This window comes from Denitromonas iodatirespirans (genome assembly GCF_018524365.1).
In the GTDB taxonomy this organism is placed as follows: domain Bacteria; phylum Pseudomonadota; class Gammaproteobacteria; order Burkholderiales; family Rhodocyclaceae; genus Nitrogeniibacter; species Nitrogeniibacter iodatirespirans.
Genome location: NZ_JAEKFT010000001.1, coordinates 208752 through 233072, shown reverse-complemented (window position 1 = coordinate 233072; position 24321 = coordinate 208752). Strand labels below are relative to the sequence as shown.

The following is a 24321-nucleotide window of genomic DNA, read 5'->3' as shown; positions in this document are numbered from 1 at the left end:
GAGCGTTAGCGAGCGTGGGGTCAAACAATATCGAGGTTCTGAATCCCCGCGTTGAGATCCTTGTCGCCGTGCTTGCTGTTGAGCTTGATCTGCAGGCGCAGGTCGTTGACCGAATCGGCGTTGCGCAGCGCGTCTTCGTAGCTGATCAGCTCGTCTTCGTAGAGCTGGAACAGCGACTGGTCGAAGGTCTGCATGCCCAGCTCGGTCGAGCGTTTCATGACTTCCTTGATCTCGGACACCTCGCCCTTGAAGATCAGGTCGGAAATCAGCGGCGAGTTGAGCAGGATCTCGACTGCCGGCACCCGGCCCTTGCGGCCGACCATCGGCAGCAGGCGCTGGGAGATCATCGAGCGCAGGTTGAGCGAGAGATCCATCAGCAGCTGCTGGCGGCGCTCTTCGGGGAAGAAGTTGATGATCCGGTCGATCGCCTGGTTGGCGCTGTTGGCGTGCAGGGTGGCCAGGCACAGGTGGCCGGTTTCGGCGAAGGCGATGGCATGGTCCATGGTTTCGCGGTCGCGGATCTCGCCCATCAGGATCACGTCGGGCGCCTGGCGCAGGGTGTTCTTCAGCGCGGCTTCCCAGTCCTCGGTGTCGATGCCGACTTCGCGCTGGGTGACGATGCAGTTCTTGTGCTGATGCACGTATTCGATCGGGTCTTCGACCGTGATGATGTGACCGTAGCTGTGCTCGTTGCGGTAGTCGACCATGGCCGCGAGCGAGGTGGTCTTGCCGGTGCCGGTGCCGCCGACGAAGATCACCAGGCCGCGCTTGGCCATGGCGATGTCCTTGAGCACGCCGGGCAGGCCGAGATCATCGAAGGTCGGGATGGTCTGAGCGATGGTGCGCAGCACGCAGCCGACGCGCCCTTGCTGGACGAAGGCGTTGGCGCGGAAGCGCCCGATGCCGGCCGGCGAGATGGCGAAGTTGCATTCCTTGGAGGCTTCGAAGTCGGCCGCCTGGCGGTCGTTCATGATCGCCCGCGCCAGTTCGGTGGTGTGCTGGGGCGTGAGGATCTGGTTCGACTGCGGCACGATGCGCCCGTCGATCTTGATCGCCGGCGGGAAGCCGGCGGTGATGAACAGGTCGGAGCCTTTCTTCTGCACCATCAGGCGCAGCAGGTCCTGCATGAATTTGAGGGCTTGATCGCGTTCCATCGTGCGCTCCGGCAAGGGTTGTGGTGACGGCGGTGCCGGTCAGCCAGCGAAATTGTCTTTGTTCTGGGCGCGCACGCGGGCCTCGGCCGAGGAGACCAGATTGCGTCGCACCAGATCGGCCAGGCACTGGTCGAGCGTTTGCATGCCGATATTCTGGCCGGTCTGGATGGCCGAGTACATCTGGGCGATCTTGTTCTCGCGGATCAGGTTGCGGATGGCCGGGGTGCCGATCATGATCTCGTGCGCAGCGACCCGGCCCTTGCCGTCCTTGGTCTTGAGCAGGGTCTGGGCGATGACGGCGCGCAGCGACTCGGACAACATGGCCCGCACCATGTCTTTTTCCTCGGCGGGGAAGACGTCGACGATACGGTCGATGGTCTTGGCCGCCGACGAGGTGTGCAGGGTGCCGAACACCAGGTGGCCGGTTTCGGCCGCGGTGAGCGCGAGGCGGATGGTTTCGAGGTCGCGCAATTCGCCCACCAGGATCACGTCGGGGTCTTCGCGCAGCGCCGAGCGCAAGGCGTTGTTGAAGGACATGGTGTCGCGCGCCACCTCGCGCTGGTTGATCAGGCAGCGCTTGGCCTCATGCACGAATTCGATCGGGTCTTCGATGGTCAGGATGTGGCCGTACTGGTTGGTGTTCACATAGTCGACCATCGCGGCCAGGGTGGTCGATTTGCCCGAGCCGGTCGGCCCGGTGACCAGCACGATGCCGCGCGGCTGTTCGGAGATTTCCTTGAAGATCTTCGGCGCGTTGAGCTCTTCGAGGCTGAGCACCTTGGACGGAATGGTCCGGAACACCGCGGCCGCACCGCGCTCCTGGTTGAAGGCGTTGACCCGGAAGCGGGCCAGGTTGGGCACCGAGAACGAGAAGTCGACTTCGAGGAACTCCTCGTAGTGCTTGCGCTGCCCGTCGTTCATGATGTCGTACACCATGGCATGCACATCCTTGTGCTCCATGGACGGCAGGTTGATGCGTCGCACGTCGCCGTGGACGCGGATCATCGGGGGCAGTCCGGCCGACAGGTGCAGGTCGGACGCCTGGTTCTTGACAGAAAAGGCGAGCAGTTCGGTGATGTCCATGGGGGCGTCGTCGAGAAAGCGTGGGAAAAGGAAGCGGGGCGGGCGCCAAAAGCGCGGTGTTATAATTTTTCGGCCGTTCCCGCGGGATCTTTAGCTGTGTCGCCCCCGGGACCAATCGATTTCTATATGACATCAATCGCATTCAACTTGCAAGCTGTGAGGCGGCGTATCGCCGACGCGGCGCACGCCTGCGGCCGCCATCCGGATGACATCCGTCTGCTGGCCGTGAGCAAGACCTGGCCGGCCGAGTGCGTGGCCGAGGCGGCCGACGCCGGCCAGACGGCCTTCGGCGAGAACTACGCGCAGGAAGGCGCCGACAAGGTCGCCGCCCTGGCCTCGCGGGCACTGGAATGGCATTTCATCGGCCCGCTGCAGAGCAACAAGACGCGGCTGGTGGCCAACGCCTTCGACTGGGTGCACAGCATCGACCGACTCAAGATCGCCGAACGGCTGGCCGCCCAGCGCGACCCGGCACGGCCGCCCTTGAATGTGTGCCTGCAGGTCAATGTCAGCGGCGAGGCGAGCAAGAGCGGCGTGGCCCCCGAGGCGGTGGCGGCGCTGGCGCATGCGGTGGCCGCGCTGTCGGCGCTGCGCCTGCGTGGGCTGATGTCGATCCCCGAACCCACCGACGACATGGCGCTGCTGCGCCAACGTTTTGCCAAGCTGCGTATGCTGCGCGAAGCGCTCGAGCGCGACGGCCTAGCGCTCGACACCTTGTCGATGGGCATGTCGCACGATCTTGAACCTGCCATTGCCGAAGGGGCGACGCTGGTGCGCGTCGGGACCGCGATTTTCGGCGCGCGCAGTCGCGCTCATTAAACAAAGGATTCCACAATGAAAATCTGCTTCCTGGGTGGTGGCAACATGGCGTCGGCGCTGATCGGCGGCATGCTCGCCAAGGGCTTCGCCGCGAGCGATATCGCCGTGGTCGAGCGGGACGAAACATCGCGCGCCCGCCTGACCGAGCGGGTCGGCGTGCAGACGCATGCGGCGTTGGATGCCGCGGCGCTCGACTGCGACGTGCTGGTGCTGGCCGTCAAGCCGCAGCAGATGCGCGAGGCGATCGCGCCGGCGGCGGGGAAGCTGACGCATCAGGTGGTGGTGAGCATCGCTGCCGGTTTGCGCCTCGGCGATCTGGCGCGCTGGCTGGGCAATTATTCGCGCCTGGTGCGCTGCATGCCCAACACGCCGGCGCTGATCGGCGCCGGCGTCACTGGGCTGTTTGCTGATCCCTCGGTCAGCGCCGAGGCGCGCGACATCATCGAGCGCATCCTGGCCTCGGTCGGCCAGACCGTATGGATCGACAGCGAGGCGCAAATGGACGCCGTCACGGCGCTGTCGGGCAGCGGTCCGGCCTATGTCTTCCATTTCATCGAGGCCATGGAGGCGGCGGGCGTGTCGATGGGTTTCGATACCGACACCGCCCGCAAGCTGGCCATCGGCACGGTGCTCGGCGCGGCACAGTTGGCCGCGGGCAGCGACGAGAGCCCGGCCGTGCTGCGCGAGCGTGTCACCTCCAAGGGCGGCACCACCGCAGCGGCGCTGGCGGTGATGGCCGAGGGTGACCTGATCGGTCTGGTGGGGCGGGCCATCGACGCGGCGGCGGCGCGCGGCAAGGCGCTGGGCGATGAGCTCGGTGCCGACTGATCGGGCCGGGAGCGAATGTCGATGATCTCCAATCTCTTCCTGTTCCTGATCGAAGCGGCTGCCGGCTTCGCCACCTTGATGCTGCTGGCGCGCTTCTTCATGCAATGGCAGCGGGTCAGTTTCCACAACCAGCTCGGTCAGTTCGTGCTCGCCACCACCGACTGGTGCGTGCGCCCGCTGCGCCGGGTGCTGCCAGGTCTGTTCGGCCTCGATCTGGCCAGCCTGCTGCCCGCCTGGGTGATTCAGACGCTGCTGGTCTTCCTCCAAGCCCTGCTGTTCGGCGCCAGCCTCGACGGCAATCCGGCCGCATTGCTGCTCGGTCTGTGGGGCGTCGGTCTGGTCGGGTTGCTCAAGATGATGGTGTACATGGTGATCGGCATCGTGCTGATTTCCGCCGTGTTCTCCTGGGTCAATCCGCATGCGCCGCTGGCGCCGTTGTTCTTCAGCCTGTCGGCGCCCTTTTTGCGGCCCTTGCGCAAGATCATCCCGCCGATCGCCAATGTCGATATCTCGCCGCTGATCCTGCTGCTTCTGCTGCAAGTGGTGCTGATGCTGCTGTCGAGCTTCGCGGCCAGTTTTTCGGGGCTGATGTTCATCCGATGAGCGTGTGGCTGCGGGCCGATGGAACCGGTGCGCTGGTGCTCAGCCTGCACATTCAGCCCAACGCGAAGAAGACCGAGTTCGTCGGCCTGCATGGCGAGGCCATGAAGCTGCGCCTTGCCGCGCCGCCGGTCGACGGCAAGGCCAACGCGGCGCTCATCGCGTTCCTGGCTGATTTCTGTGCGTTGCCCAAGAGCGCCGTGACGCTCGTCAGCGGTCAGAGCAGTCGCGCCAAGCGGGTCCGGATCGACGCCGCCGACGCCGCGCTGCAGGCGCGCTTGCAGGCGCTCGGCTAGCGCCCGATGCGCGTGATACGCTGCATCTCGTCGCAGCGTCTTCATGGAGGTCGTGCATGGTCCAGGATCACTACGCCGAGCGCTATGCCGCGCACCGCTGGAAAATTCCCAACCCGTTCAATATTGCCGAGGCCTGTTGCCGGCGCTGGGCCGATGCGCCCGAGCGCATCGCGATCCTGGCCGAAGATGCCGAGGGCAATCGCGCCAGCTACAGCTACATCGAACTGAGCCACGCGGCCAACCGCCTGTCCAACGCGCTGCGTGCGCGTGGCATCCAGGTGGGCGACCGGGTGGCGGTGGTGATGCCGCAGCGCTTCGAATCGGCGGTGGCGCTGATGGCGCTGTTCCAGCTCGGCGCGGTGGCCATGCCGCTGTCGACCCTGTTCGGCCCCGAGGCCATGGCCTACCGCTTGCAGGACAGCGGTGCGGTGGCCGCCTTGGTCGATGGCCGCGGCGTTGACACCTTGGCCGCGGTGCGCGCCGACTGCCCCGACCTGACGACCCTGGTCTGCGTCGATTGCACCGCCCCCGACGCCCTCGACTGGGCGACGCTGCTGGCCGCCGCCAGCGACGAGTTCCCCTGCGAGGCGACCACGCCGGACGACCCCGCGGTGCTGATCTACACCAGCGGCACCACCGGCGCGCCCAAGGGGGCGCTGGTGCCGCACAGGGCGATGCTGGGCAATCTCTCCGGCTTCGTTGCCAGCCAGAACGGCTTTCCGCAGGTGGACGCGGTGTTCTGGTCGCCGGCCGACTGGGCGTGGACCGGCGGGCTGTGGGATGCGCTGCTGCCGACGCTGTTCTTCGGCCAGCCGATCGTCGCCTACAGCGGCCGCTTCTCGCCGGAGACCGCCTTCTCGCTGATGGCCCGCTACCGGGTCACGCATACCTTCCTGTTCCCGACTGCGCTCAAGGCGATGATGAAAGCCTTCCCCAGCCCGCGCACCCAGTTCGACCTGCACCTGCGCGCCATCATGAGCGCCGGCGAGGCGGTCGGGGATGCGGTGTTCGACTGGTGCCAGCAGGCCTTGGGGGTGACGGTCAACGAGATGTTCGGCCAGACCGAGATCAACTACATCGTCGGCAACAGCGCCACCGAGTGGCCGGCCCGGCCGGGCTCGATGGGGCGTGCTTATCCGGGGCACCGGGTGGCCGTGATCGACGAGGCCGGCGAGGTGCTGCCGGCGGGCGAAGAGGGCGAAGTGGCGGTGCATCGCGAGGACATCCATGGCGATCCCGACCCGGTGTTCTTCCTCGGCTACTGGAAAAACCCCGAGGCCACCGCGCGCAAATACACCGGCCCCTGGTGCCGCACCGGCGACCTGGCAGTGCAGGATGCCGACGGTTATCTCTGGTACAAGGGCCGCGCCGACGATGTGTTCAAGGCGGCCGGCTATCGCATCGGTCCGGGGGAGGTCGAGAACTGCCTGGTCAAGCACCCGGCGGTGCTCAATGCCGCGGTGGTGCCCAAACCGGATGCCGAGCGCGGCGCCGTGGTGAAGGCTTACGTGGTGCTGGCCGAAGGCTTCGACGCCAGCCCGGCGCTGGTCGACGCACTGCAACAACATGTGCGCGGCCAGTTGGCGCCCTACGAGTATCCGAAGGAGATCGAGTTCATCGACGCCTTGCCGATGACCACCACCGGCAAGGTCCAGCGGCGGGTGTTGCGCCTGCGCGAGATCGAGCGCGCCGGCGGCTGAGCCGGCGCCGCGCGCTCAGGGCGCCAGCCAGCCCCCGCCCATCGCCTTGTAGAGATCCACCTTGTTGCTGGCGGCGAGGCGCTGCACGGCGATCAGCTCCTGCTCGGCAGCGTACAGCGTGCGCTGGGCGTCGAGCTGGGCCAGAGAGCTGTCCAGGCCGTTCTGGTAGCGGGCATCGGCGAGGCGGAAGGTTTCCCGGGCGGCGGCCACCAGCGATTCGACCGCATCGACCCGCTCGGTGAGGGTGGCGCGCACGGCCAGTGCGTCGGCCACCTCGGCAAACGCGGCCTGGATGGCCTGCTCGTAGCGGGCGATGTTGATGTCACGCTGCAGTTGGGCCACGTCCAGGCTGGCACGCAGGGCCCCGGCATTGAAGATTGGCACCGTGAGGCTGGGGATGAAGCGCCAGGCGCGGCTGCCCGATTCGAACAGACCGTCCAGGCTGGCGCTGGCCGTGCCGAGCCCACCGGTCAGCTGAATGCTCGGGAAGAAGGCGGCACGGGCGGCGCCGATATTGGCATGGGCGGCGCGCAGCTGGCGCTCGGCCTGGCGGACGTCCGGGCGCGCGATCAGCACCTCGGAGGGCAGCCCGGCGGGCAGCTCGGCGGTCGGCTGCTGCACGTCCGCGAGCGTGGTCGGCAGCAGGGCGGCGTCGAGCGGTGCGCCGACGAGCAGCGCCAGCGCGTTGTGGTCCTGAAGCACCTGCGCCCGGGCGGCTGCCAGGTCGGCGCGCGCGCGTGCCGTGGTGGTCTGAAGCTGGCTCAGGTCCAAGCGCGAGGCTGCGCCCAGCTCGACCCGCCGTTGCGTCAGTTCGAGCGACTTGGCCTGGGTCTCGTCGGTGCGCTGGGCGAGGGCCAGCCGGGCACGGTCGGCCGCGAGTGCGAGCCAGGCGTTGGCCACTTCGGCGATCAGGCTCATCTGGGTGGCGCGGTGGGCTTCCTCGGTGGCGAGGTAGGTCTCAAGCGCCTGTGCCTGGAGGCTGCGGATGCGGCCGAACAGGTCGATCTCCCAGCTCACGCCCAGGCCCACCTCATACTGGCGGTTGATCGACGGCTCGCCCGAGTTGGTGAGGTCGCCGGGGGTGCGCACCACGCTCTGATCCGCGTCGCCGCTCACGACGGGGATGCCGTCGGCGCGCCGGATCCGGTACTGGGCGCGCGCCGACGCGATGTTGAGCGCTGCGACGCGCAGGTCGCGGTTGTTCTCAAGCGCCGCGGCGATGAGCTGCTGCAGACGCGGATCGGGGAAGTAGTCGCGCCATGCGATCTGCCGCGCGGCGGGCTGCTCGGCCGTGTCCGGGCCCGCCGTGCCGGCCGGCCACTGGGCGGCAACCGGGGCGTCCGGGCGGGTGTAGGGTGGCGCCAACGAGGCGCAGGCGGACAGACTCATTGCCAGCAGGGCCGGCCACAGCGGACGCAGGCGAAGGGTCGATCGGCGCATGTCAGTTGGCCTCCTGCGGCTGGGTATCGGCCACCGGGTGGTCGGTATGGCGCGAGAAAACCCGTTTGATGACGACGAAAAACAGCGGGACGAAGAAGATGCCCAGCGCGGTGGCCGCGATCACGCCGCCGAGCACGCCGGTGCCGATGGCGTTCTGGCTGCCGGCGCCGGCGCCGCTGGCCAGCGCCAGCGGCAGCACGCCGAAGCCGAAGGCCAGCGAGGTCATGAGGATGGGGCGCAGGCGCATGCGCACCGCTTCGAGCGTGGCGTCGACCAGCGGCTTGCCGGCCTCCTCGATCTGCGCCTTGGCGAATTCGACGATCAGGATCGCGTTCTTCGCCGACAGGCCGATGGTGGCCAGCAGGCCGACCTGGAAATAGATGTCGTTGGACAGCCCGCGCCCGGTTGCCGCCAGCACCGCGCCGAGCACGCCGAGCGGCACCACCAGCATCACCGCGAACGGTATCGACCAGCTCTCGTACAGCGCGGCCAGGCACAGGAACACGATGAGCAGCGACAGGGCGAGCAGCGCCGGGGCCTGGTCGCCCGATTGCTGTTCCTGGTAGGAAGTGCCCGACCAGGCGTAGCCGATGCCGGGCGGCAGCTTGCCGACCAGCTCGGACATGGCCGCCATCGCCTCGCCGGAGGAGTAGCCGGGTGCCGCGGCACCCTGGATCTGCATCGCCGGCTGGCCATTGAAGCGTTCGAGCCGCTGCGGGCCGAAGACCCAGCGCGTGCTGGCGAAGGCCGAGAACGGCACCATCTCGCCGCTGCTGTTGCGCACATACCATTTGTTGACGTCGTCGGGCGTCATGCGCGCGGGCGCGTCCGCCTGGACATACACCCGCTTGATGCGGCCCCGGTCGACGAAGTCGTTCACATAGGTGCCGCCCCAGGCGGTGGCCAGGGTGCTGTTGATGTCGGACGGGCTGACGCCCAGCGCGCCGGCCTTGCGCAGGTCGATGTCGAGCTTGAACTGCGGGGTGTCTTCCTGGCCGTTGGGGCGCACGCCGGCCAGGCGCGGGTCCTGCGCGGCCAGGCCGAGCAGCTGGTTGCGCGCCTGGAGCAGGGCGTCATGGCCGAGGCCTGCGCGGTCCTGCAACTCCATGGTGAAGCCGCCGGAGGTGCCCAGTTCGAGCACGGCGGGCGGTACGAAGGCGAAGACCATGGCCTCGCGGATGCGCGAGAAGGCGGCCATCGCCCGGCCTTGCAGAGAGACCACGTCCTGCCCCGGCGCGGTGCGCTCGTCCCAGGGCTGCAGGTTGACGAAACCGATGCCCATGTTCTGCCCGCGGCCGGCAAAACTGAAGCCGGCGACGGTGAACAGTGCGCGCACGGTGTCGCGCTCCTCGACGAGGAACTGCTTCTCGACCTTGCGCAGGACCTCGAGCGTGCGCTCTTGGGTGGCACCGGCGGGCAGGACGACCTGGGTGAACATCACTCCCTGGTCTTCCTCAGGCAGGAAGGCGGTGGGCAGGCGCACGAAGAGAAAACCGAGCAGGCCGACGATGACGCCGAAGATGAGCAAGAAGCGCAGCGAGCGCTTGATCATGCCGGCCACGGCCGACTCGTAGCGCAGCGTGGCGCGCCCGAACTGGACGTTGAACCAGTGGAAGAAGCCGCTGAACAGGCTGCCTTCGCCATGCTCGTGGCCCTTCTTGACCGGTTTGAGCATGGTGGCGCACAGCGCCGGCGTGAACACGATGGCGACCAGCACCGACAATGCCATGGCGGCGACGATGGTGATCGAGAACTGGCGGTAGATGACGCCGGTCGAGCCGCCGAAGAAGGCCATCGGCACGAACACCGCGGACAGCACCAGGCCGATGCCCACCAGCGCGCCGGTGATCTGGCCCATGGAGCGCTTGGTCGCCTCCTTGGGCGGCAGGCCTTCCTCGCTCATCACACGCTCGACGTTTTCCACCACCACGATGGCGTCGTCGACCAGTAGGCCAATGGCCAGCACCATGCCGAACATGGTCAGCGTGTTGATCGAGAAGCCGAAGGCCTGCATGACGGCAAAGGTGCCCAGCAGCACCACCGGCACGGCGATGGTGGGGATCAGCGTGGCGCGGAAGTTCTGCAGGAACAGGTACATCACCAGGAAGACGAGGATCACCGCCTCGACCAGGGTCTTGACCACTTCCTCGATGGAGATGCGCACGAAGGGCGTGGTGTCGTAGGGGATCACGTATTTCACGCCGGCCGGGAAGTAGGGTGCCATCTCGTCGAGCTTGGCGCGGATGCGGTCGGCGGTCTCCAGCGCATTGGCTCCCGAGGCCAGGCGGATGCCCATGCCGGCGGCCGGCTGGCCGTTGAAGCGGGCCACGGTCTCGTAGCTCTGCGCCCCGATCTCGATCCGTGCCACGTCGCGCAGGCGCACCTCGCCGCCGTCCTGGGCGCTGCGCAGCAGGATGTCCTCGAACTGCGACACCGTCTGCAGGCGGCTCTGCGCGGTGATCGTGGCGCTGAAGCCTTGCCCCGGCACGGCCGGCGCGCCGCCGAGCTGGCCGGCCGAGACCTGGGTGTTCTGTGCGGCCACCGCGGCGGTGACATCGGCGGTGGCGAGCCGGTACTTGTGGAGCTTGTCCGGGTCGAGCCAGATGCGCATGGCGTACTGGGAGCCGAACACCGTGACTTCGCCGACCCCGTCCACCCGTGAGATCGCGTCCTGCACGGACGACACCAGGAAGTCGGACAGGTCGACCGCGTCGAGTCGGCCGTCCTCGGACACGAAGCCGGCCACCATCAGGAAGTTGCGGGCCGACTTGGCGACCGTCACCCCCTGGTTCTGCACCGCCTGGGGCAGCAGGGGCAGCGCCTGCTGCACCTTGTTCTGCGTCTGTACCTGGGCGATGTCCGGGTCGGTGTCGGCGTCGAAAGTGAGGGTGATGGTCACATTGCCGAACGAGTCGGTGGTCGAGCCGATGTAGAGCAGGCCGTCGATGCCGGTGAGCTTCTGCTCGATGACCTGGGTCACCGAGTCCTCGGCGGTCTTGGCCGACGCGCCCGGGTAGCTGGCGTTGATGGCGATGGCCGGTGGGGCGATCGATGGATACTGGGCAACCGGCAGGTTCACGATCGCGAGTGCCCCCGCGAGCATGATGACGATGGCGATCACCCAGGCGAAGATGGGGCGGTCGATGAAGAAGCGGGCCATGGTCGGCTCCTCAGTTCGCGGCCGGACGAGGGGCCTGGTCCGCTGCGGCCGTCTCGGCCGGCGCTGGTGCGGGCTCGGCCGTCACGTCGGCGCCGGCACGCACCTTCTGCAAGCCCTCGATGATGATCCGCTCGCCGCCGGCGAGCCCGTCGGTGACGATCCACTGGTCGCCGCGGCTGTGCTCGGCGGTTACTTTGCGCGCTTCGACCTTGCCGTCGCCGTTGACGATCATCACCACGGCCTGGCCGCGGGGATCACGGGACATCGCCTTGTGCGGCACCAGCACGGCGTGCGTGGCGCGGCCCTGGGCGATGCGCGCGCGCACGTACATGCCGGGCAGCAGAACCCCGTCGGGGTTGGCGACTTCCGCGCGCAGCGTCACGCTGCCGGTACTTTCGTCCACCGTGACCTCGGAGAAGGCGAGAGTGCCGGCATGCTCGTATTCGCGGCCGTTGTCGAGGACCAGCGTCACCGGCACCGCACCGTGCGCGGTCTCCACCTTGCCGGCGGCCACCTGGTCGCGAAGGGCGAGTAGTTCGGCGGTCGACTGGGTCAGGTCGACATAGATCGGGTCGAGTTGCTGGACCGTGGCCAGGGCGGCGGCCTGGTTGGCGGTGACGAGCGCGCCGCGGGTGACGGTAGAGCGGCCGATGCGGCCGGTGATCGGGCTGGCCAGGCGGGTGTAGTCGAGGTTGACCTGGCTGCTCTTGAGGGCGGCCCGCGCGGCGGCCACATCGGCCTCGGCCTGTGCCAGTGCGGCCTGGGCATCGTCATTGGCCTGGGAGCTGACCGCTTCGACCTTGACCAGCTCCGCATGGCGGCGCGCACTCAGGCGGGCCCGCGTCAGCGTGGCCTCTGCGCGTGCCAGCGTCGCACGGGCGCTGTCGACACTGGCTTCGTAGGTGGCCGGATCGATCTGGTAGAGCGGCTGACCCGCCCGGACCTGACCGCCCTCGGTGAACAGCCGCTTCTGGATGATGCCGCTGACCTGCGGGCGGATCTCCGCGACGAGATAGGGGCTGGTGCGCCCGGGCAATTCGGTGGTCAGCGGTACCGTCGTGGCCTGGGCTTCGATGACCGTGACAGTCGGTTTGCGGGGGCCGCCGGGCTGGGCATTGTCCTGGCCTGTGGTGTTGCCGCAGGCGGACAGGACGAAGGCGCTGGCGAGGGCCAGCACGACGAGGGCGAGGCGGGGTGGACGGGGCATGGAGAGAGCCTTGGCAGAAGTGTTGGTGCCGGGGGGCGAGGAGGGGATGTTCATCCGAGTTTGAGTGTTCATTTTATGTTGCGGTCGATCAGGCTGCCGTGTCGCTCGCGGCGCCTTTACCCAACTTTGCATAGGCAGACATGCACACCCTGGCCCGCGTTCCTCTCGCGACGACAAAAGCCGACGCGCGCGGATTCTGGCGGCGGCCGAGGCCTGCTGCCAGGAATTCGGATTCCATACCGCGAGCATCTCCAAGATCTGTGCGCGCGCCGGAATGAGCCCCGGCCATGTGTATCACCATTTCGAGAATAAAGAGGCGATCATCGAGGGGATCGTCCGAAAAAGGTCGATGTCATCCCGACGCGGGTGGAGGCCATGCGCAATGCGCCCGACGTGCTCGATGCCACGCTCGGACGGGCGGGAGAAAGCCTTACCGCCAAGCTCGGCCGTGATTTCGCCGCGCTGGATGTCGAGATCCTGGCCGAAGGCTTCGACGCCAGCCCGGCACTGGTCGACGCACTGCAGCAACATGTGCGCGGCCAGTTGGCGCCCTACGAGTATCCGAAGGAGATCGAGTTCATCGACGCCTTGCCGATGACCACCACCGGCAAGGTCCAGCGACGTGTGCTCAGGCTACGCGAGCTGGAACGCGTAAAACCACAAGCCTGAGTTACAGCGCGGCCTGCGGGGGTTCGGCGCGGTGCGAACCGTAGACAAAAAAAACCCGAGTCATGAGACTCGGGTTTAAATCCACACCAATGTTTGGTTCGGGTGGAGGAGACGGTTCAACTATAGAACAAGCGTTTGTGCGTCGCAACAAATATTCGCCAGCAATTCGTCAAAAAGTGTGAATTCGTTCTTGCGCGGGCGTTGTGCCCGGGCGGACGGCGTGCGTGCGGGCAAGAAGTAGAAAGGCGGGAGCGCCCATCGATGGGCGTCAAACCGGCCGGTCCCCGCTGAATGGGGGCCGGCCGACACCATCGGCTTGGGGGGCGTGGCAGGTGCCGGGGCCGGTCGCCTGTCACGGCGCCCGGATCAGTCGATCCGGCCGAACATCAACTGGCCTTCGACGAGGGTGTAGGACACCCGGCCAGGCAGGTTGAGCCCGAGGAAGGGCGTGTTCTTGCCCTGGCTGCGCAGCGTGCTGCGATTGACCGTGGTCTCGCCCTGCGGGTCGAAGATGCAGATGTCGGCGCGCGAGCCGACGCTCAGCTGGCCGGCCTTGGAGCCGATGATGCGCGCCGGGTTGATGGTGACTCGACGCAGGATGTCGATCAGGCCGAGCCCGCGCTGTTGCCCCCATTTGAGCGCCAGCGGCAGCAGCAGCTCGAGGCCGGTGGCGCCGGCCTCGGCCTCCGAGAAGGGCAGCTGCTTGCCGTCGTCGTCGACCGGCGAGTGGTTGGAACACAGCGCATCGATGTCGCCCTCGGCCAGGCCCGACTGCAGGGCATCGCGGTCGCGCTGGCTGCGCAGCGGCGGGTTGAGCCGGCAGTGGGCGTTGAAATAGCCGATGTCCATGTCGGACAGATGCAGGTGATTGATCGACACGTCGCAGGTGATGTCCAGCCCCTCGGCCTTGGCGGCGCGCACCAGGGCCAGGCCCTCGGCGCTGGAGAGCCGGGTGATGTGCAGCTTGGCGCCGGTCATGCGGGCCAGCTCGATGTAGGAGAACAAGGCGATGGTTTCGGCTGCGGTCGGAATGCCGGGCAGGCCGAGCCGGGTGGCCACTTCGCCATCGTGCGCCACGCCTTCCTGGGCGAAATGCGGGGTGATCGGCTGGAGCCACACGCGATAGCCGAAGGTGGCCGCGTACTGCAGGGCGCAGAACAGCACCTGGGTATCGTGGATCGGGTGGTTGGCCTGGCTGAAGGCGACGCAGCCGGCATCGACCAGCTCGGCCATTTCGGACAGGCGCTTGCCTTCGAGCCGCTCGGTGAGCGCGCCGACCGGGTACACATGGGCGCGGTTGAGCTTCTTGGCGCGATAGCACAGCATCTCGACCAGGCCGGGCTCGTCGAGCGGGGGGTCGGTGTCGGGCGGGATGGCCAGGCTGGTGACGCCGCCGGCCATGGCCGCTTCCATTTCGGACTCCAGCGTGGCCAGGTATTCGAAGCCAGGCTCGCGCAGGCGGGCGGAGAGGTCGACCAGGCCGGGGCAGACCACCTGGCCGCTGGCGTCGATGCTGCGATCGGCGACGAAGCCGTCGGGGGCGCGGCCGATGGCGGCGACCTTGCCGTCGGCGATGAACAGGTCCTGCGGCTGGTCGATGTCGTGGGCCGGGTCGACGAGGTGGCCGTTGGTGAGTTGAATCTTCATCTGTGTGCTCGAATGTTCTTGGCCGCTCAGCCGCGGCCCAGCATGCTCATCACCGCCATGCGCACGGCGATGCCGAAGGTGACCTGCGGGAGAATCACCGCCTGCGCGCCGTCCGCCACGGTGGAGTCGATCTCGACGCCGCGGTTCATCGGCCCGGGGTGCATGACGATGGCGTCCGGGCGGGCGAGGGCGAGCTTGTCGGGGGTGAGGCCCCACACCTTGAAGAACTCCTGGCCGCTGGGCAGCAGCGGGCCGTTCATGCGTTCGTTCTGCAGGCGCAGCATCATCACCACGTCGACATCGCGCAGGCCTTCGCGCATGTCGTGGAAGACGCGCACGCCGAGCTTGTCGAGGCCGGTGGGCATCAGGGTTTTGGGGCCGATGACGCGCACTTCGGGCACGCCGAGGGTGGTCAGCGCGGCGATCTGCGAGCGGGCCACGCGCGAGTGCAGCACGTCGCCGACGATGGCGACCACCAGCTTGGTGAAGTCCTGCTTGTAGTGGCGGATGGTGTACATGTCGAGCAGCCCCTGGGTGGGGTGCGCATGACGACCGTCGCCGGCGTTGATCACGTGGATGTCGTGCCGGTCGGTGGCGCGCAGGTGCTCGGCGATCAGGTAGGGCGCGCCGCTCGAGGCATGGCGCACCACGAACATGTCGGCCTGCATGGCGCACAGGTTGTCGACCGTGTCGAGCAGGGTCTCGCCCTTGTTGGTCGAGGAGGTGGCGACGTTGAGGTTGATGACGTCGGCCGACAGCCGCTTGGCGGCGATCTCGAAGGTGGTGCGGGTGCGCGTGGAGTTCTCGAAGAACAGGTTGAAGATGCTCTTGCCGCGCAGGATCGGCAGCTTCTTGATCTCCCGCTCGGCCACTTCGGTGAAGGGCGCGGCGGTGTCGAGGATGGCGGTGAGGATCTCGCGCGGCAGCCCGTCGAGGGACAGCAGGTGCTGGAGTTCGCCGTGGGCGTTGAGTTGGGGGTTAAACATCGATCAACCTCAGGGACAGGCTGCCGTCATCGGCTTTTTTTAGTTGCAGGCGCTGGCCGCTGCCCAGCGGCGCGGCCAGGGTGTGGGCGCAAAAGCGCGGGCAGATCGGCAGCTGGCGTTCGCCGCGGTCGACCAGCACCGCCAGGTCGACCCGTGCCGGGCGGCCGTAGTCGAACAGCTCGTTGAGCGCGGCGCGGGTGGTGCGACCGGTGAACAACACGTCATCGACCAGGATGACCGGGCGGTCTTCCATGTCGAAGGGGATGTCCGAGCGGCGCAATTGCGGGTGCAGCCCTTTGGCGCCGTAGTCGTCGCGGTAGAAGGACACGTCGATGGTGCCCAGCGGATGGCGGATGTCGAGCGCCTCGTGCAGGCGCTCGGCCATCCAGGCACCGCCGGTGTAGATGCCGACTAGCGCGGTGTCCTCGGTGACATGGGGCGCCATCTGGTCGATCAGCGCAGCGAGCAGGGTGTCTGCATCAGGCAGTGGGAGCATGGGCGATATGGTCCAGGTAGTGCTGAAGGATGACTTGGGCGGCGACGGCGTCGAGCGCTGGTTTGCGGTCGGCCCAGTGGTGACGGCCGGCCTCGGCGAGCTGGCGTTCGGCCTCGGCCGAGCTGAAGCGCTCGTCCACCATGGCCACCGGCAGGCCGAAGCGGCCGTTCAGCTGGTTGCCGAAACGGCGGCAGCGTGGGGTGAGGTCCTGGGGCGCGCCATCGACCGACAGCGGCAGGCCGACCACCAGCTGGACGGGGCGCCATTCGTCGATCAGGCGGGCAACGGCGGCGAAGCGCTCGGTGTTGGCTTCAGTGGCGATGGTGGTCAGCGCGCTGGCGCGGCCGGTTTCGAACTCGCCGACGGCGACACCGATGCGCGCCAGACCGAAATCGAAGCCCAGCACGGTGCCGCGTGCCGGCGCCTCAGGCATGACCGGCGGACTCGGACAGGTTGGCGAAGTCGATGCCGAGCAGCTGCATGGCGGCGGCAAAACGCTCTTCGGCGGGCAGGTCGAAGACGATGCCCAGGTCGGCCGGGGCGGTCAGCCAGGCGTTCTCGGCCAGCTCCTGCTCGAGCTGACCGGCGTCCCAGCCGGCGTAGCCGAGAGTGACCAGCACGTCGAGGTCGAAGCCGTCGAGGGTCATGGCCTGGAGGATATCTTTGGAACTGGTCAGGCCGACCTGCTCGTTGACCTTGAGCGTGGCGCTCCACTCGCCGGCCGGGCGGTGCAGCACGAAGCCGCGGTCGGTCTGCACCGGGCCGCCGAAATACACCGGTTGCTGGGCGTAGCGTTCGTTCTCGAGGGCCATGTCGACACGCTCGAAGAGCATCGCCAGGCTCATGTCGATGGGGCGATTGACGATCACACCGAGGGCGCCACCTTCGTTGTGCTCGGCAATATACGTGAGCGTCCGGGCGAAGTTGGTGTCTGCCATGCTGGGCATGGCGATCAGGAAGTGGTGGGTCAGGTTCATGTCGGGGGTCGTCACACCGCGCATTTTAAACGCACGGATTTTTGGGGGAAAGCGCGGCGCACCCGATCGGGGGCGTTGTCAGCGACAATTTACACTGAACATCGCCGAGGTGCAGGAACGGGACGCATGGAACGCAAGGCTCTGGTGTGGTTTCGACGCGATCTGCGTCATTTCGATCATGCGGCGTTGTATCACGCGCTGCGCGACAACGACGCGGTGTATGCGGTGTTCGTGTTCGACCGCGATATTCTCGATGCGCTGCCCTCGCGCACCGACCGGCGGGTGGGCTTCATCCATGCCGCGGTGCTGGAGCTGGATGCCGCGTTGCGCGCACGCGGCGGTGGGCTGATCGTGATCGATGGCCGGGCGGAGGCCGAGCTGCCGGCGCTGGCGGCCCGGCTCGGGGTCGACGCGGTGTATGCCAACCATGACTACGAGCCGCAGGCCATCGCCCGGGATGCGGCGGTGGCCGAGGCGCTGGCCGCGCAGGGGCGCGCCTGGCGCAGCTTCAAGGACCAGGTGATCTTCGAGCGCGACGAGATCCTGACGCAGGCCGGCACGCCTTACGGCGTGTTCACCCCGTACCGCTGCGCCTGGCTGGCGGCGCTCACGCCGGACCATGTCGCGTCGTTCCCGGTGGCCGAGCATCTGGCGCGGCTGCGCCCGCCGCCGGTCGCGACGCCGGTGCCCTCGCTGGACGCGCTGGGCTTTTCGGCTTGCAATCTGGCGGATCTGGAGCTGCCGACCGGGATGAGCGGGGGCGAAACCTTGTTTGCGGATTTTCGCGACCGCATCGACGCTTATCGCCAGTTGCGCGACTTCCCCGCCAGAAAAGGCGTCTCCTATCTGTCGGCCCATCTGCGCTTCGGTACGGTGTCGATCCGCCAGCTGGCCAGCTATGCCTGGTGCCATGGCGGGCAGGGCGCCGAGACCTGGCTCGCCGAGCTGATCTGGCGTGAGTTCTACCAGATGGTGCTGTGGCACCGGCCGGAGGTGGTCGCGCATTGCTATAGGCCGGCCCTGGACGCCCTGCAATGGGACGACTGGCCCGAGGGCTTCGCCGCCTGGTGTGCGGGGCGTACCGGCTACCCGATCGTCGATGCCGCCATGCGCCAGCTCAACCAGACCGGCTACATGCACAACCGGCTGCGCATGATCGCCGCGTCTTTCCTGACCAAGGACCTGGGCATCGACTGGCGGCGTGGCGAGCGCTACTTCGCGCAGCAGCTCAACGACTACGATCTGGCCGCCAACAACGGCGGCTGGCAGTGGGCGGCGTCCACAGGCTGCGATGCGCAGCCGTGGTTTCGCATCTTCAATCCGGTGACGCAGTCGCAGAAGTTCGATGCCGAGGGGCGCTTCATCCGCCGCTATGTGCCCGAACTGGCGGCCGTGCCGGCGCGCTTCATCCACGCGCCGTGGACCTTGCCGCCGGTGGAGCAGGCGGCGCTCGGGCTACGCATCGGGGCCGATTACCCGGCGCCGATCGTCGATCATGCCGCGGCCCGGGCGCGCACGCTGGCGCGCTTCCGGGTGGTCGCGCCGGCGGGCGCCGACGCCCCCTGAGGGGCGCCGGTCAGGCCGGTTCGAGCGCGGTGTACTCGCGGATCAGGGCGAGCAGTTCTTCTTCTTGATACGGCTTGCCGAGATAGTGGTTGACACCGATCTGGCGGGCGTACTCGCGGTGCTTGTCGGCCAGGCGCGAGGTGATCATGACGATCGGCACGGCCTTGAGGCGCGGGTCGTTGCGGATGTTGCGCGCCAGGTCGAAGCCGTCCATGCGCGGCATCTCGATGTCCGACAGGATTACGTCGGGCAGGGTGTCGAGCAGCTGTTCGAGCGCGTCGACCCCGTCCTTGGCGGTGACCACCCGGAAGCCTTCGCGTTCGAGCAGGCGGCCGGTGATCTTGCGCACCGTGAGCGAATCGTCCACCACCATCACGGTCGGTTCGTGGCTGACAACCGCCGGGGCGATCGGCGCCGACATGGCGGAATCGTCCTGCGCGACATGGAGGCCGGCCAAGGCCACCGGGTTGATGATCAGCACGATCTCGCCGTTGCCGAGCACCGTGGCACCGGTGTAGCCGACCAGTCGGGCCAGCTGCGGCCCGGCCTTCTTGACCACGATTTCCTGGTTGCCGCGCAGCGCGTCGACATGCAGGGCCAGGGTCTGGGTGCCCGAGCGCAGCAGCAGCACCCAGTTGAAGCGATGGACTTCGGGCTGGGTGTCCCGGTCGCCGAGCAGACGGGGCAGGTAGCGATAGCGGTAGTCGGTGTCCTGCCAGGTGGTGCCGCCGTCGGCCTGCAGCGCGGCGAGGGGCTCGGCCTTGAGCTCCATCACCTGCGCCACCATGGTCGACGGGATGGCGAAGGTGCGCCCGCCCGCGCGGACCAGCAGGGCCTGCGTCACCGCCAGGGTGAGGGGCAGGTAGAGACGGAAGCGGGTGCCGCCGCCCGGCGTCGAGGTGACCTCGATACGCCCGCCCACCGCGGCGGTTTCGGCCTTGACCACGTCCATGCCGACGCCGCGGCCCGAGACCGCGGACAGGCTGCTGGCGGTGGAGAAGCCGGGCACGAAGATCAGGTTGGTGAGCCGGCCTTCGTCGGCCGTCTCGTCGGGGGCGAGCAGGCCGTTTTCGCGGGCGCGGGCCTCGATGCGTTCGAAATTGAGGCCGGCACCGTCGTCGGCCATGTCGATCACCACCTCGTTGCCTTCCTGGCGCACGGTGAGCAGGATCTCGCCGATCTCGGCCTTGCCGGCCTGCTTGCGGGCGTCGGGCGCTTCGATGCCGTGCGCGATGGCGTTGCGCAGCAGGTGTTCGAGCGGGCCGGTGATGCGTTCGAGCACCGAGCGGTCGAGCTCGATGCGCCCGCCGCGCAGGTCGAGGTTGGCACGCTTGCCCAATTCCTTGGCGCTCTGGCGCACGACGCGGTAGAGACGGTCGGCCAGGCTGTCGAAGGGGGTCATGCGCACCGACATCAGCGCCTGCTGCAGGTCGCGGTTGAGCCGGCCCTGCGAGGTGAGGGCGGCGTCGGCGCCGTCGAGGTTGCGCAGCAGGGTGTGCTGGACGGTGGTGACGTCGTTGACGCTCTCGGCCATCATCCGCGTCAGTTCCTGCAGCCGGGTGTAGCGGTCCATCTCCAGCGGGTCGAACTCGGTGTGCTCGGATTCGGCCTGCGCGATGCGGGTCTGCATCTGCGTGTCGGCCTGGATCTCCAGCTCGCGCAGCTGGTTGCGCAGGCGGATGACGTTTTCGGTCAGGTCGAGCAGGGCGCGGCGCTGGGTGCGCAACTCCCCCTCGACACGGGTACGGGCGATGCCGATTTCGCCGGCGTCATTGACGAAGCGGTCGACCAGATCGGCGCGCACCCGCAGGGTGCCGGCGGTGGTCACCCCGGCCTCGTCGGGGGTGATGGCGATGGCTTCCGGCGCCGCGCCGCTGTCGGGCGCGGCGGTGTCCGGGGTCTCCAGCGTGGCTTCGCCGTGGGCCAGGCGGTCGAGGTACTGTTGCACCGTGTCGGCGCCTTGGTCGAGGCTGTCGAGCAGCTCGCCGGTGATCGTGTCCGCCGCTTCGAGCCGGCCTTCGAGGGCGTGCAGATGCTCGCCGAGGCTCATCGCGCCGGTCATGCGCGCGCTGCCTTTGAGGGTGTGCAGCAAGCGGGCGACGGCGGCGGCGCTTTCGCGGTCGTCGGTGTCGGCCCGCCAGGTACGCAGTGCCGCGCCCAGCTCGGCCAGCAGATCGGCGCTCTCTTCGAGGAAGATGGGCAGCAGTTGTTCGTCGATTTCGTCGTGGACGTCGAGCACTTCGGGCGCGGCCACGGGGGCCGGCTCGGGCTCGGGTTCTGGCGCGGCGACGGTTTCCTGCACGGCGTGGTCGACCTCGGGGGCCTCCGGCACCGAGATGTCGGCGGCGGGCGTGTCGTCGTCGCCCCGCAGCTGAGGACGCAGCAGGCTGTCGAGCTGGGCTTCCAGCACCGGTACGGCGAGCGGCTCGATCGCCTTGGTGATCTCGGCGATCATGGCGTCTAGCGTGTCGGTGGCCGTGGCCAGCACGGCGGTTTGCTCGGCCGTGGGGGCGCTATGCGTGTCGATCAGGCGTGCCAGCGCATGCTCGAGCGCCCGGCCCAGGCTCAGCGTGGTGGCGAAGCCGGCGGTGCCGGAGATGCCGGCGAGGGTGTGTGCGGCGCGCAGCGCCTCTTCCTGGGGAATGCGTGTCGGATTGACCTGCAGTTGCGTGATTTCGCGGTGCAGGGTGTTCAGGTGGTGGCGCGCTTCGTTGAGATACAGCTGGTACAGGGGACGCGACAGGCTGATGCTGCCGACTGTCAGCATGTCGCTGTCGATCGCGTGGGGAGCCTCGGGGGCGATGGCGTCGTCGGCGGCCGGTGCGGGCTCGTCGGCAGGGGCGATGGCATCGAGATCGCTGTGGGTTGCGACCGGCGCTTCGCTGTCGGCCGAATCGTCGGCGAGGTCGACTTCAGCTTTCGCTTCGGCCTCGACTTCTGCTTCGGCGAGCGCGCTTGCCTCGGGCGCTGCGTCGGCGGTTTCGGCGGTCTCGTCGGGCTGCTCGACGATGATTTCGTCGAGGGTGATGTCTTCGAGCAGTTCGAGATCGGCGAGCTCGTCCTCCTCGTCTCCGGTGTTGCCGGTGATGGCGTCGTCAGAGAGCGCGTCGAGGCCCACCGCGTCGAGCAAGGGCAGTGACAGGTCGGTGCTCTCCAGGTCGGAGATGTCGAGGTCGGTGTCGGTCAGCGACGGCGGTGCATCAGCGCCATCGAGCGCGGGCTCGGCGGGCGCGTCTTCGTTGACGATCAGTTCGTCGTCGGCCGCCAGGAGCGGTAGTTCGGGTTCGACCTCGGCGTCAGCGTCGCTGGCGACGGCGATGTCGGCAGTGTCGTCGGTCGGGGTGGGCTGGGTCGGTGCGGCGGCGGGCTGTTCGCTCTCGTCGCGCTGCGCAAGGGCGGCGAGCCGGTCGGCTTCGGCCACCATGTGCGCGGCGTCATAGGCGGTGCTGCCGCCGCTGGCCAGTTGTTCGACCCAGGCGGAGAACACCTGGTGCGCTTCGGCCACCAGCGCGTGCAGCGCCGGCGTCGGCGCCCACTCGAGCTGCAGCCAGCGGTTGAGGGTTTGTTCCAGCGCCCAGGCGGCTTCGCCCAGTGCGTTGAGGCCGACCATGCGGCCCGAGCCCTTGAGCGTGTGGAAGCCCCTGCGCACGACGGTCAGTGCTTCGACGTCGGCCGGATTGGCGCGCGATTCCGCCAGATGGGTGTCGATGTTGCCGAGCACCTCGCGGGCTTCCTCGATGAAGATCTCGAGCAGTTCGGCGTCGATCTCCTCGTCGCTGGCGGCCAGCAGGTGCGTGGCTTCGGCCGACGGGGCCGGCACCGGCACGGGTGCTTCGGGGCGGTCTTCTTCGTGTTCGATCGCCGGTTCGGCCTGTGCCTGTTCGGGCGGCGGCGGTGCCTCGGCCTCGGCGGCGGTCTCGGCTACCGGTGGCAGGTCGGGCAGGGTGAGTTCGGCCGTCGGCAGGTCGGGCAGGGCGTCGTCGGCATCGGCCTGTGCCGGTGCGGCCGGCTCGTCCGCCTCGGACGTGTCGGGCTCGCCCGTCAGGTGATGGCGCTCGCGCCGGCCGCGTCGTAGGCTGTCGATATAGAAGCCCAGCGCCGACAACTGGTCGGCCAGCGGTTCGAACAACTCGGCATCGGGGGTCTGGTCCGGGTCGGCCAACTGGGCGATCATGGTTTCGCAGTCGCTCAGGGTGTCGCAGGCTTCCGTTTCGTCGAGCAGGGTGAGGATGGCCTCGACCTGACGTACGGGTGTCTGGATGCCGGCGAGCAACTCGCGTTTTTGCGGCGCGCGGAAAAAGCCGTCGAGCGCCTGTTCGACCTGCGCCAGGCTGGCCTGCATTTCTTTGCACAACTGACTGACGGCGCTGCGTTCCTGGGCGCGGCGGGCCGATTCGCTGACCTCGGTGCGCGATACCGCCTCGCCGCGCGAGCAGGCTTCGATGCGGGCGATCGCATCTTCCACCTGGGAGGAGAAGGCCGGGTCGGGGACACGCCCGGAGTTGAGCGCATGCTCGGCGAGCAGCAGGGCCGAGGCGACTTCCATCGAAATGGCGTCGTTCAGGCGCAGCGGGTCCTTGCGCAACCACTGGGCAAACGCCGACAGTGTGCTCATCAGCCGGACGAAGGCCGGCCGCCCCAGCTTGCGGGCTGCCGCGGCCAATTCGACCATGCGAGCTTCGAAGGCGGGCAGTGCCGAGGCCGTGCCTTCGGAGAACTGGTCCCAGGTGTCCTTGGCGTCGCCCAGCTGGTTGCGCAGTTCGGCCAGCAGCGGCGCCAGCGGTTGTTCGCTGACCGCGGCGTTGGCCGGCGGCAGCAACTCGGGCAAGCGGTAAAGGGCGTGCAGCGCCTTGATCAGCGGCGTGGTGGCTGGCGCCCGGGCGACGATATACAGGGCGTCCCGGTGCAGGCGCTCGGAGACCTGGCCGCTACCGGCCAACAGGCGGCGGATCTGTGCGTCGATGCGTCCGCCTAGGCGGCGAATATAGGGCGAGCTTTGGACATGGCCTTCGGCCAGCACGTCGAAAAAGGCGGTGGCGGCCAGCCACAGCGCGCGGGCGTTGGATTGGGTCTGGCGCGATTCGATGCCGGCGACCGCGTCGCGCATCTGCTTGGGGCCGGTGACCTCGGCGGGCTTTTTGATCCATGCCAGCATGCCTTGCTGGAACTGGATGCGCAGCCAGCGCAGCAAGCGGGTTTCGGACGCGGCGTCGAGCGGCGGCGGCGCGGCGCGGCGCGGGATGGCGGTGCCCAGGTCGGGAAAGAACAGCTCGCTCTCGGCGGGGGCTTCGACGCTGCGGGCGAGCGCAATGCGGGCATGCAGGCGGGCCAGGCGCAAGGCCTGGTCCGGCGCACCGTGCGACAGTTCGTCCAGGTAGTTGCCGATGGCCGCGATGGCGCGGCGGCACAGGTCGGCCATGTCCTCGGAGAACTCGTGCTCTTCACGGGCCAGTTCGCCGAGCAGCTTGTCCACGCCGTCGGTGAATTGGGTCAAGCCATCGAGACCGATGATCGACAATGCGCCGCGCGCCTGGTGCACATGCGTCTGTGCGAACTGCAGCTGGGTGCTGCGTTCCTCGTTGGCAACGGCCTTGTCGATGGCCTCCGATGCGCGGCCAAGCGCCTGGTCGATTTCTCCCTTGACCCATGTCAGTGGGCCAAGGTCGTGCTCAATGACATGACTCATGAATGCT

Annotated in this window: 18 protein-coding genes and 1 pseudogene; 8 read left to right on the top strand and 11 right to left on the bottom strand. The window is 68.0% G+C overall.

Annotated features, from left to right (window positions below; all coding sequences use genetic code 11):
* Positions 1-20 precede the first annotated feature (20 nt).
* Both I8J34_RS01090 and I8J34_RS01085 read right to left on the bottom strand, forming a co-directional pair.
* Complete coding sequence (locus I8J34_RS01090) at positions 21-1154, bottom strand: PilT/PilU family type 4a pilus ATPase (RefSeq protein ID WP_214359504.1); 1134 nt, start codon at positions 1152-1154, stop codon at positions 21-23.
* Between the two features lie 39 nt (positions 1155-1193).
* On the bottom strand, positions 1194-2237 hold the full coding sequence (locus tag I8J34_RS01085) for a type IV pilus twitching motility protein PilT (RefSeq protein ID WP_214359503.1): 1044 nt from the start codon (positions 2235-2237) through the stop codon (positions 1194-1196).
* Between the two features lie 126 nt (positions 2238-2363).
* Between I8J34_RS01085 and I8J34_RS01080 the strand changes: the two genes are divergently transcribed.
* The 5 genes from I8J34_RS01080 to I8J34_RS01060 are packed head-to-tail and all read left to right on the top strand — an operon-like array spanning position 2364 to position 6480.
* A complete protein-coding gene (locus tag I8J34_RS01080) occupies positions 2364-3056 on the top strand; it encodes a YggS family pyridoxal phosphate-dependent enzyme (protein WP_214359502.1) in 693 nt (230 codons plus the stop codon).
* A gap of 15 nt (positions 3057-3071) precedes the next feature.
* Positions 3072-3884, top strand: a complete 813-nt coding sequence (gene proC / locus I8J34_RS01075; RefSeq protein ID WP_214359501.1) for a pyrroline-5-carboxylate reductase — start codon at positions 3072-3074, stop codon at positions 3882-3884.
* Between the two features lie 21 nt (positions 3885-3905).
* A complete protein-coding gene (locus tag I8J34_RS01070) occupies positions 3906-4487 on the top strand; it encodes a YggT family protein (RefSeq protein ID WP_214359500.1) in 582 nt (193 codons plus the stop codon).
* Complete coding sequence (locus I8J34_RS01065; protein WP_214359499.1) at positions 4484-4780, top strand: DUF167 domain-containing protein; 297 nt, start codon at positions 4484-4486, stop codon at positions 4778-4780. Before I8J34_RS01070 ends, I8J34_RS01065 begins: the two co-directional genes overlap by 4 nt.
* A 56-nt stretch (positions 4781-4836) precedes the next feature.
* Positions 4837-6480: an acetate--CoA ligase gene (locus tag I8J34_RS01060; protein WP_214359498.1), complete on the top strand. Its 1644-nt coding sequence runs from the start codon at positions 4837-4839 to the stop codon at positions 6478-6480.
* A gap of 15 nt (positions 6481-6495) precedes the next feature.
* Here I8J34_RS01060 and I8J34_RS01055 read toward each other — a convergent pair whose 3' ends face one another.
* From I8J34_RS01055 to I8J34_RS01045, 3 genes are read right to left on the bottom strand one after another with little or no spacing between them, the layout of a single operon-like run.
* Entirely contained in the window at positions 6496-7920 is a 1425-nt protein-coding gene (locus I8J34_RS01055) for an efflux transporter outer membrane subunit (RefSeq protein WP_214359497.1), read from the bottom strand.
* 1 nt (position 7921) lies between these two features.
* The gene (locus tag I8J34_RS01050) at positions 7922-11080 is read right to left on the bottom strand and encodes an efflux RND transporter permease subunit (RefSeq protein ID WP_214359496.1); all 3159 of its coding nucleotides are present in this window, start codon (positions 11078-11080) and stop codon (positions 7922-7924) included.
* A 10-nt stretch (positions 11081-11090) separates the two neighbouring features.
* Positions 11091-12287, bottom strand: a complete 1197-nt coding sequence (locus I8J34_RS01045) for an efflux RND transporter periplasmic adaptor subunit (protein WP_214359495.1) — start codon at positions 12285-12287, stop codon at positions 11091-11093.
* 64 nt (positions 12288-12351) lie between these two features.
* On the opposite strand from I8J34_RS01045, the pseudogene I8J34_RS25060 reads away from it, so the two are divergent.
* Both I8J34_RS25060 and I8J34_RS24790 read left to right on the top strand, forming a co-directional pair.
* Positions 12352-12603: pseudogene (locus I8J34_RS25060) on the top strand (TetR/AcrR family transcriptional regulator); the annotation flags it as partial.
* A 59-nt stretch (positions 12604-12662) separates the two neighbouring features.
* A complete protein-coding gene (locus tag I8J34_RS24790; protein ID WP_214359494.1) occupies positions 12663-12956 on the top strand; it encodes an AMP-binding enzyme in 294 nt (97 codons plus the stop codon).
* A 366-nt stretch (positions 12957-13322) separates the two neighbouring features.
* Here I8J34_RS24790 and I8J34_RS01035 read toward each other — a convergent pair whose 3' ends face one another.
* Genes I8J34_RS01035 through I8J34_RS01015 form a run of 5 tightly spaced genes read right to left on the bottom strand, consistent with a single transcriptional unit; the run spans position 13323 to position 17086 of the window.
* Positions 13323-14603 (bottom strand): dihydroorotase, encoded by a 1281-nt coding sequence (locus I8J34_RS01035; protein WP_214359493.1) that lies wholly within the window; start codon positions 14601-14603, stop codon positions 13323-13325.
* 26 nt (positions 14604-14629) lie between these two features.
* Positions 14630-15589, bottom strand: a complete 960-nt coding sequence (locus tag I8J34_RS01030) for an aspartate carbamoyltransferase catalytic subunit (RefSeq protein WP_214359492.1) — start codon at positions 15587-15589, stop codon at positions 14630-14632.
* A complete protein-coding gene (pyrR, locus tag I8J34_RS01025) occupies positions 15582-16085 on the bottom strand; it encodes a bifunctional pyr operon transcriptional regulator/uracil phosphoribosyltransferase PyrR (RefSeq protein ID WP_214359491.1) in 504 nt (167 codons plus the stop codon). Before pyrR ends, I8J34_RS01030 begins: the two co-directional genes overlap by 8 nt.
* Positions 16069-16518 carry a Holliday junction resolvase RuvX gene (gene ruvX / locus I8J34_RS01020; RefSeq protein WP_214359490.1) on the bottom strand — a complete coding sequence of 150 codons (450 nt, stop codon included), beginning with the start codon at positions 16516-16518 and terminating at the stop codon, positions 16069-16071. The genes pyrR and ruvX overlap by 17 nt, the downstream gene beginning before the upstream one ends.
* Positions 16511-17086, bottom strand: coding sequence for a YqgE/AlgH family protein (locus I8J34_RS01015; protein ID WP_214359489.1), 576 nt, complete (start codon positions 17084-17086; stop codon positions 16511-16513). The genes ruvX and I8J34_RS01015 overlap by 8 nt, the downstream gene beginning before the upstream one ends.
* A gap of 102 nt (positions 17087-17188) precedes the next feature.
* Here I8J34_RS01015 and I8J34_RS01010 point away from each other — a divergent pair, with 102 nt between their 5' ends.
* Complete coding sequence (locus I8J34_RS01010; RefSeq protein WP_214359488.1) at positions 17189-18628, top strand: cryptochrome/photolyase family protein; 1440 nt, start codon at positions 17189-17191, stop codon at positions 18626-18628.
* A gap of 10 nt (positions 18629-18638) precedes the next feature.
* On the opposite strand, the gene I8J34_RS01005 is transcribed toward I8J34_RS01010, so the two are convergent.
* Positions 18639-24314 carry a hybrid sensor histidine kinase/response regulator gene (locus I8J34_RS01005; protein WP_214359487.1) on the bottom strand — a complete coding sequence of 1892 codons (5676 nt, stop codon included), beginning with the start codon at positions 24312-24314 and terminating at the stop codon, positions 18639-18641.
* Positions 24315-24321 lie beyond the last annotated feature (7 nt).

What these genes read in the sequence shown, in the direction of transcription:
- I8J34_RS01090 (WP_214359504.1), bottom strand. Translation starts at nt 1,154, where the DNA reads ATGGAACGCGATCAAGCCCTCAAATTCATGCAGGACCTGCTGCGCCTG.
- I8J34_RS01085 (WP_214359503.1), bottom strand. Translation starts at nt 2,237, where the DNA reads ATGGACATCACCGAACTGCTCGCCTTTTCTGTCAAGAACCAGGCGTCC.
- I8J34_RS01080 (WP_214359502.1), top strand. Translation starts at nt 2,364, where the DNA reads ATGACATCAATCGCATTCAACTTGCAAGCTGTGAGGCGGCGTATCGCC.
- proC (WP_214359501.1), top strand. Translation starts at nt 3,072, where the DNA reads ATGAAAATCTGCTTCCTGGGTGGTGGCAACATGGCGTCGGCGCTGATC.
- I8J34_RS01070 (WP_214359500.1), top strand. Translation starts at nt 3,906, where the DNA reads ATGATCTCCAATCTCTTCCTGTTCCTGATCGAAGCGGCTGCCGGCTTC.
- I8J34_RS01065 (WP_214359499.1), top strand. Translation starts at nt 4,484, where the DNA reads ATGAGCGTGTGGCTGCGGGCCGATGGAACCGGTGCGCTGGTGCTCAGC.
- I8J34_RS01060 (WP_214359498.1), top strand. Translation starts at nt 4,837, where the DNA reads ATGGTCCAGGATCACTACGCCGAGCGCTATGCCGCGCACCGCTGGAAA.
- I8J34_RS01055 (WP_214359497.1), bottom strand. Translation starts at nt 7,920, where the DNA reads ATGCGCCGATCGACCCTTCGCCTGCGTCCGCTGTGGCCGGCCCTGCTG.
- I8J34_RS01050 (WP_214359496.1), bottom strand. Translation starts at nt 11,080, where the DNA reads ATGGCCCGCTTCTTCATCGACCGCCCCATCTTCGCCTGGGTGATCGCC.
- I8J34_RS01045 (WP_214359495.1), bottom strand. Translation starts at nt 12,287, where the DNA reads ATGCCCCGTCCACCCCGCCTCGCCCTCGTCGTGCTGGCCCTCGCCAGC.
- I8J34_RS24790 (WP_214359494.1), top strand. Translation starts at nt 12,663, where the DNA reads ATGCGCAATGCGCCCGACGTGCTCGATGCCACGCTCGGACGGGCGGGA.
- I8J34_RS01035 (WP_214359493.1), bottom strand. Translation starts at nt 14,603, where the DNA reads ATGAAGATTCAACTCACCAACGGCCACCTCGTCGACCCGGCCCACGAC.
- I8J34_RS01030 (WP_214359492.1), bottom strand. Translation starts at nt 15,589, where the DNA reads ATGTTTAACCCCCAACTCAACGCCCACGGCGAACTCCAGCACCTGCTG.
- pyrR (WP_214359491.1), bottom strand. Translation starts at nt 16,085, where the DNA reads ATGCTCCCACTGCCTGATGCAGACACCCTGCTCGCTGCGCTGATCGAC.
- ruvX (WP_214359490.1), bottom strand. Translation starts at nt 16,518, where the DNA reads ATGCCTGAGGCGCCGGCACGCGGCACCGTGCTGGGCTTCGATTTCGGT.
- I8J34_RS01015 (WP_214359489.1), bottom strand. Translation starts at nt 17,086, where the DNA reads ATGCGCGGTGTGACGACCCCCGACATGAACCTGACCCACCACTTCCTG.
- I8J34_RS01010 (WP_214359488.1), top strand. Translation starts at nt 17,189, where the DNA reads ATGGAACGCAAGGCTCTGGTGTGGTTTCGACGCGATCTGCGTCATTTC.
- I8J34_RS01005 (WP_214359487.1), bottom strand. Translation starts at nt 24,314, where the DNA reads ATGAGTCATGTCATTGAGCACGACCTTGGCCCACTGACATGGGTCAAG.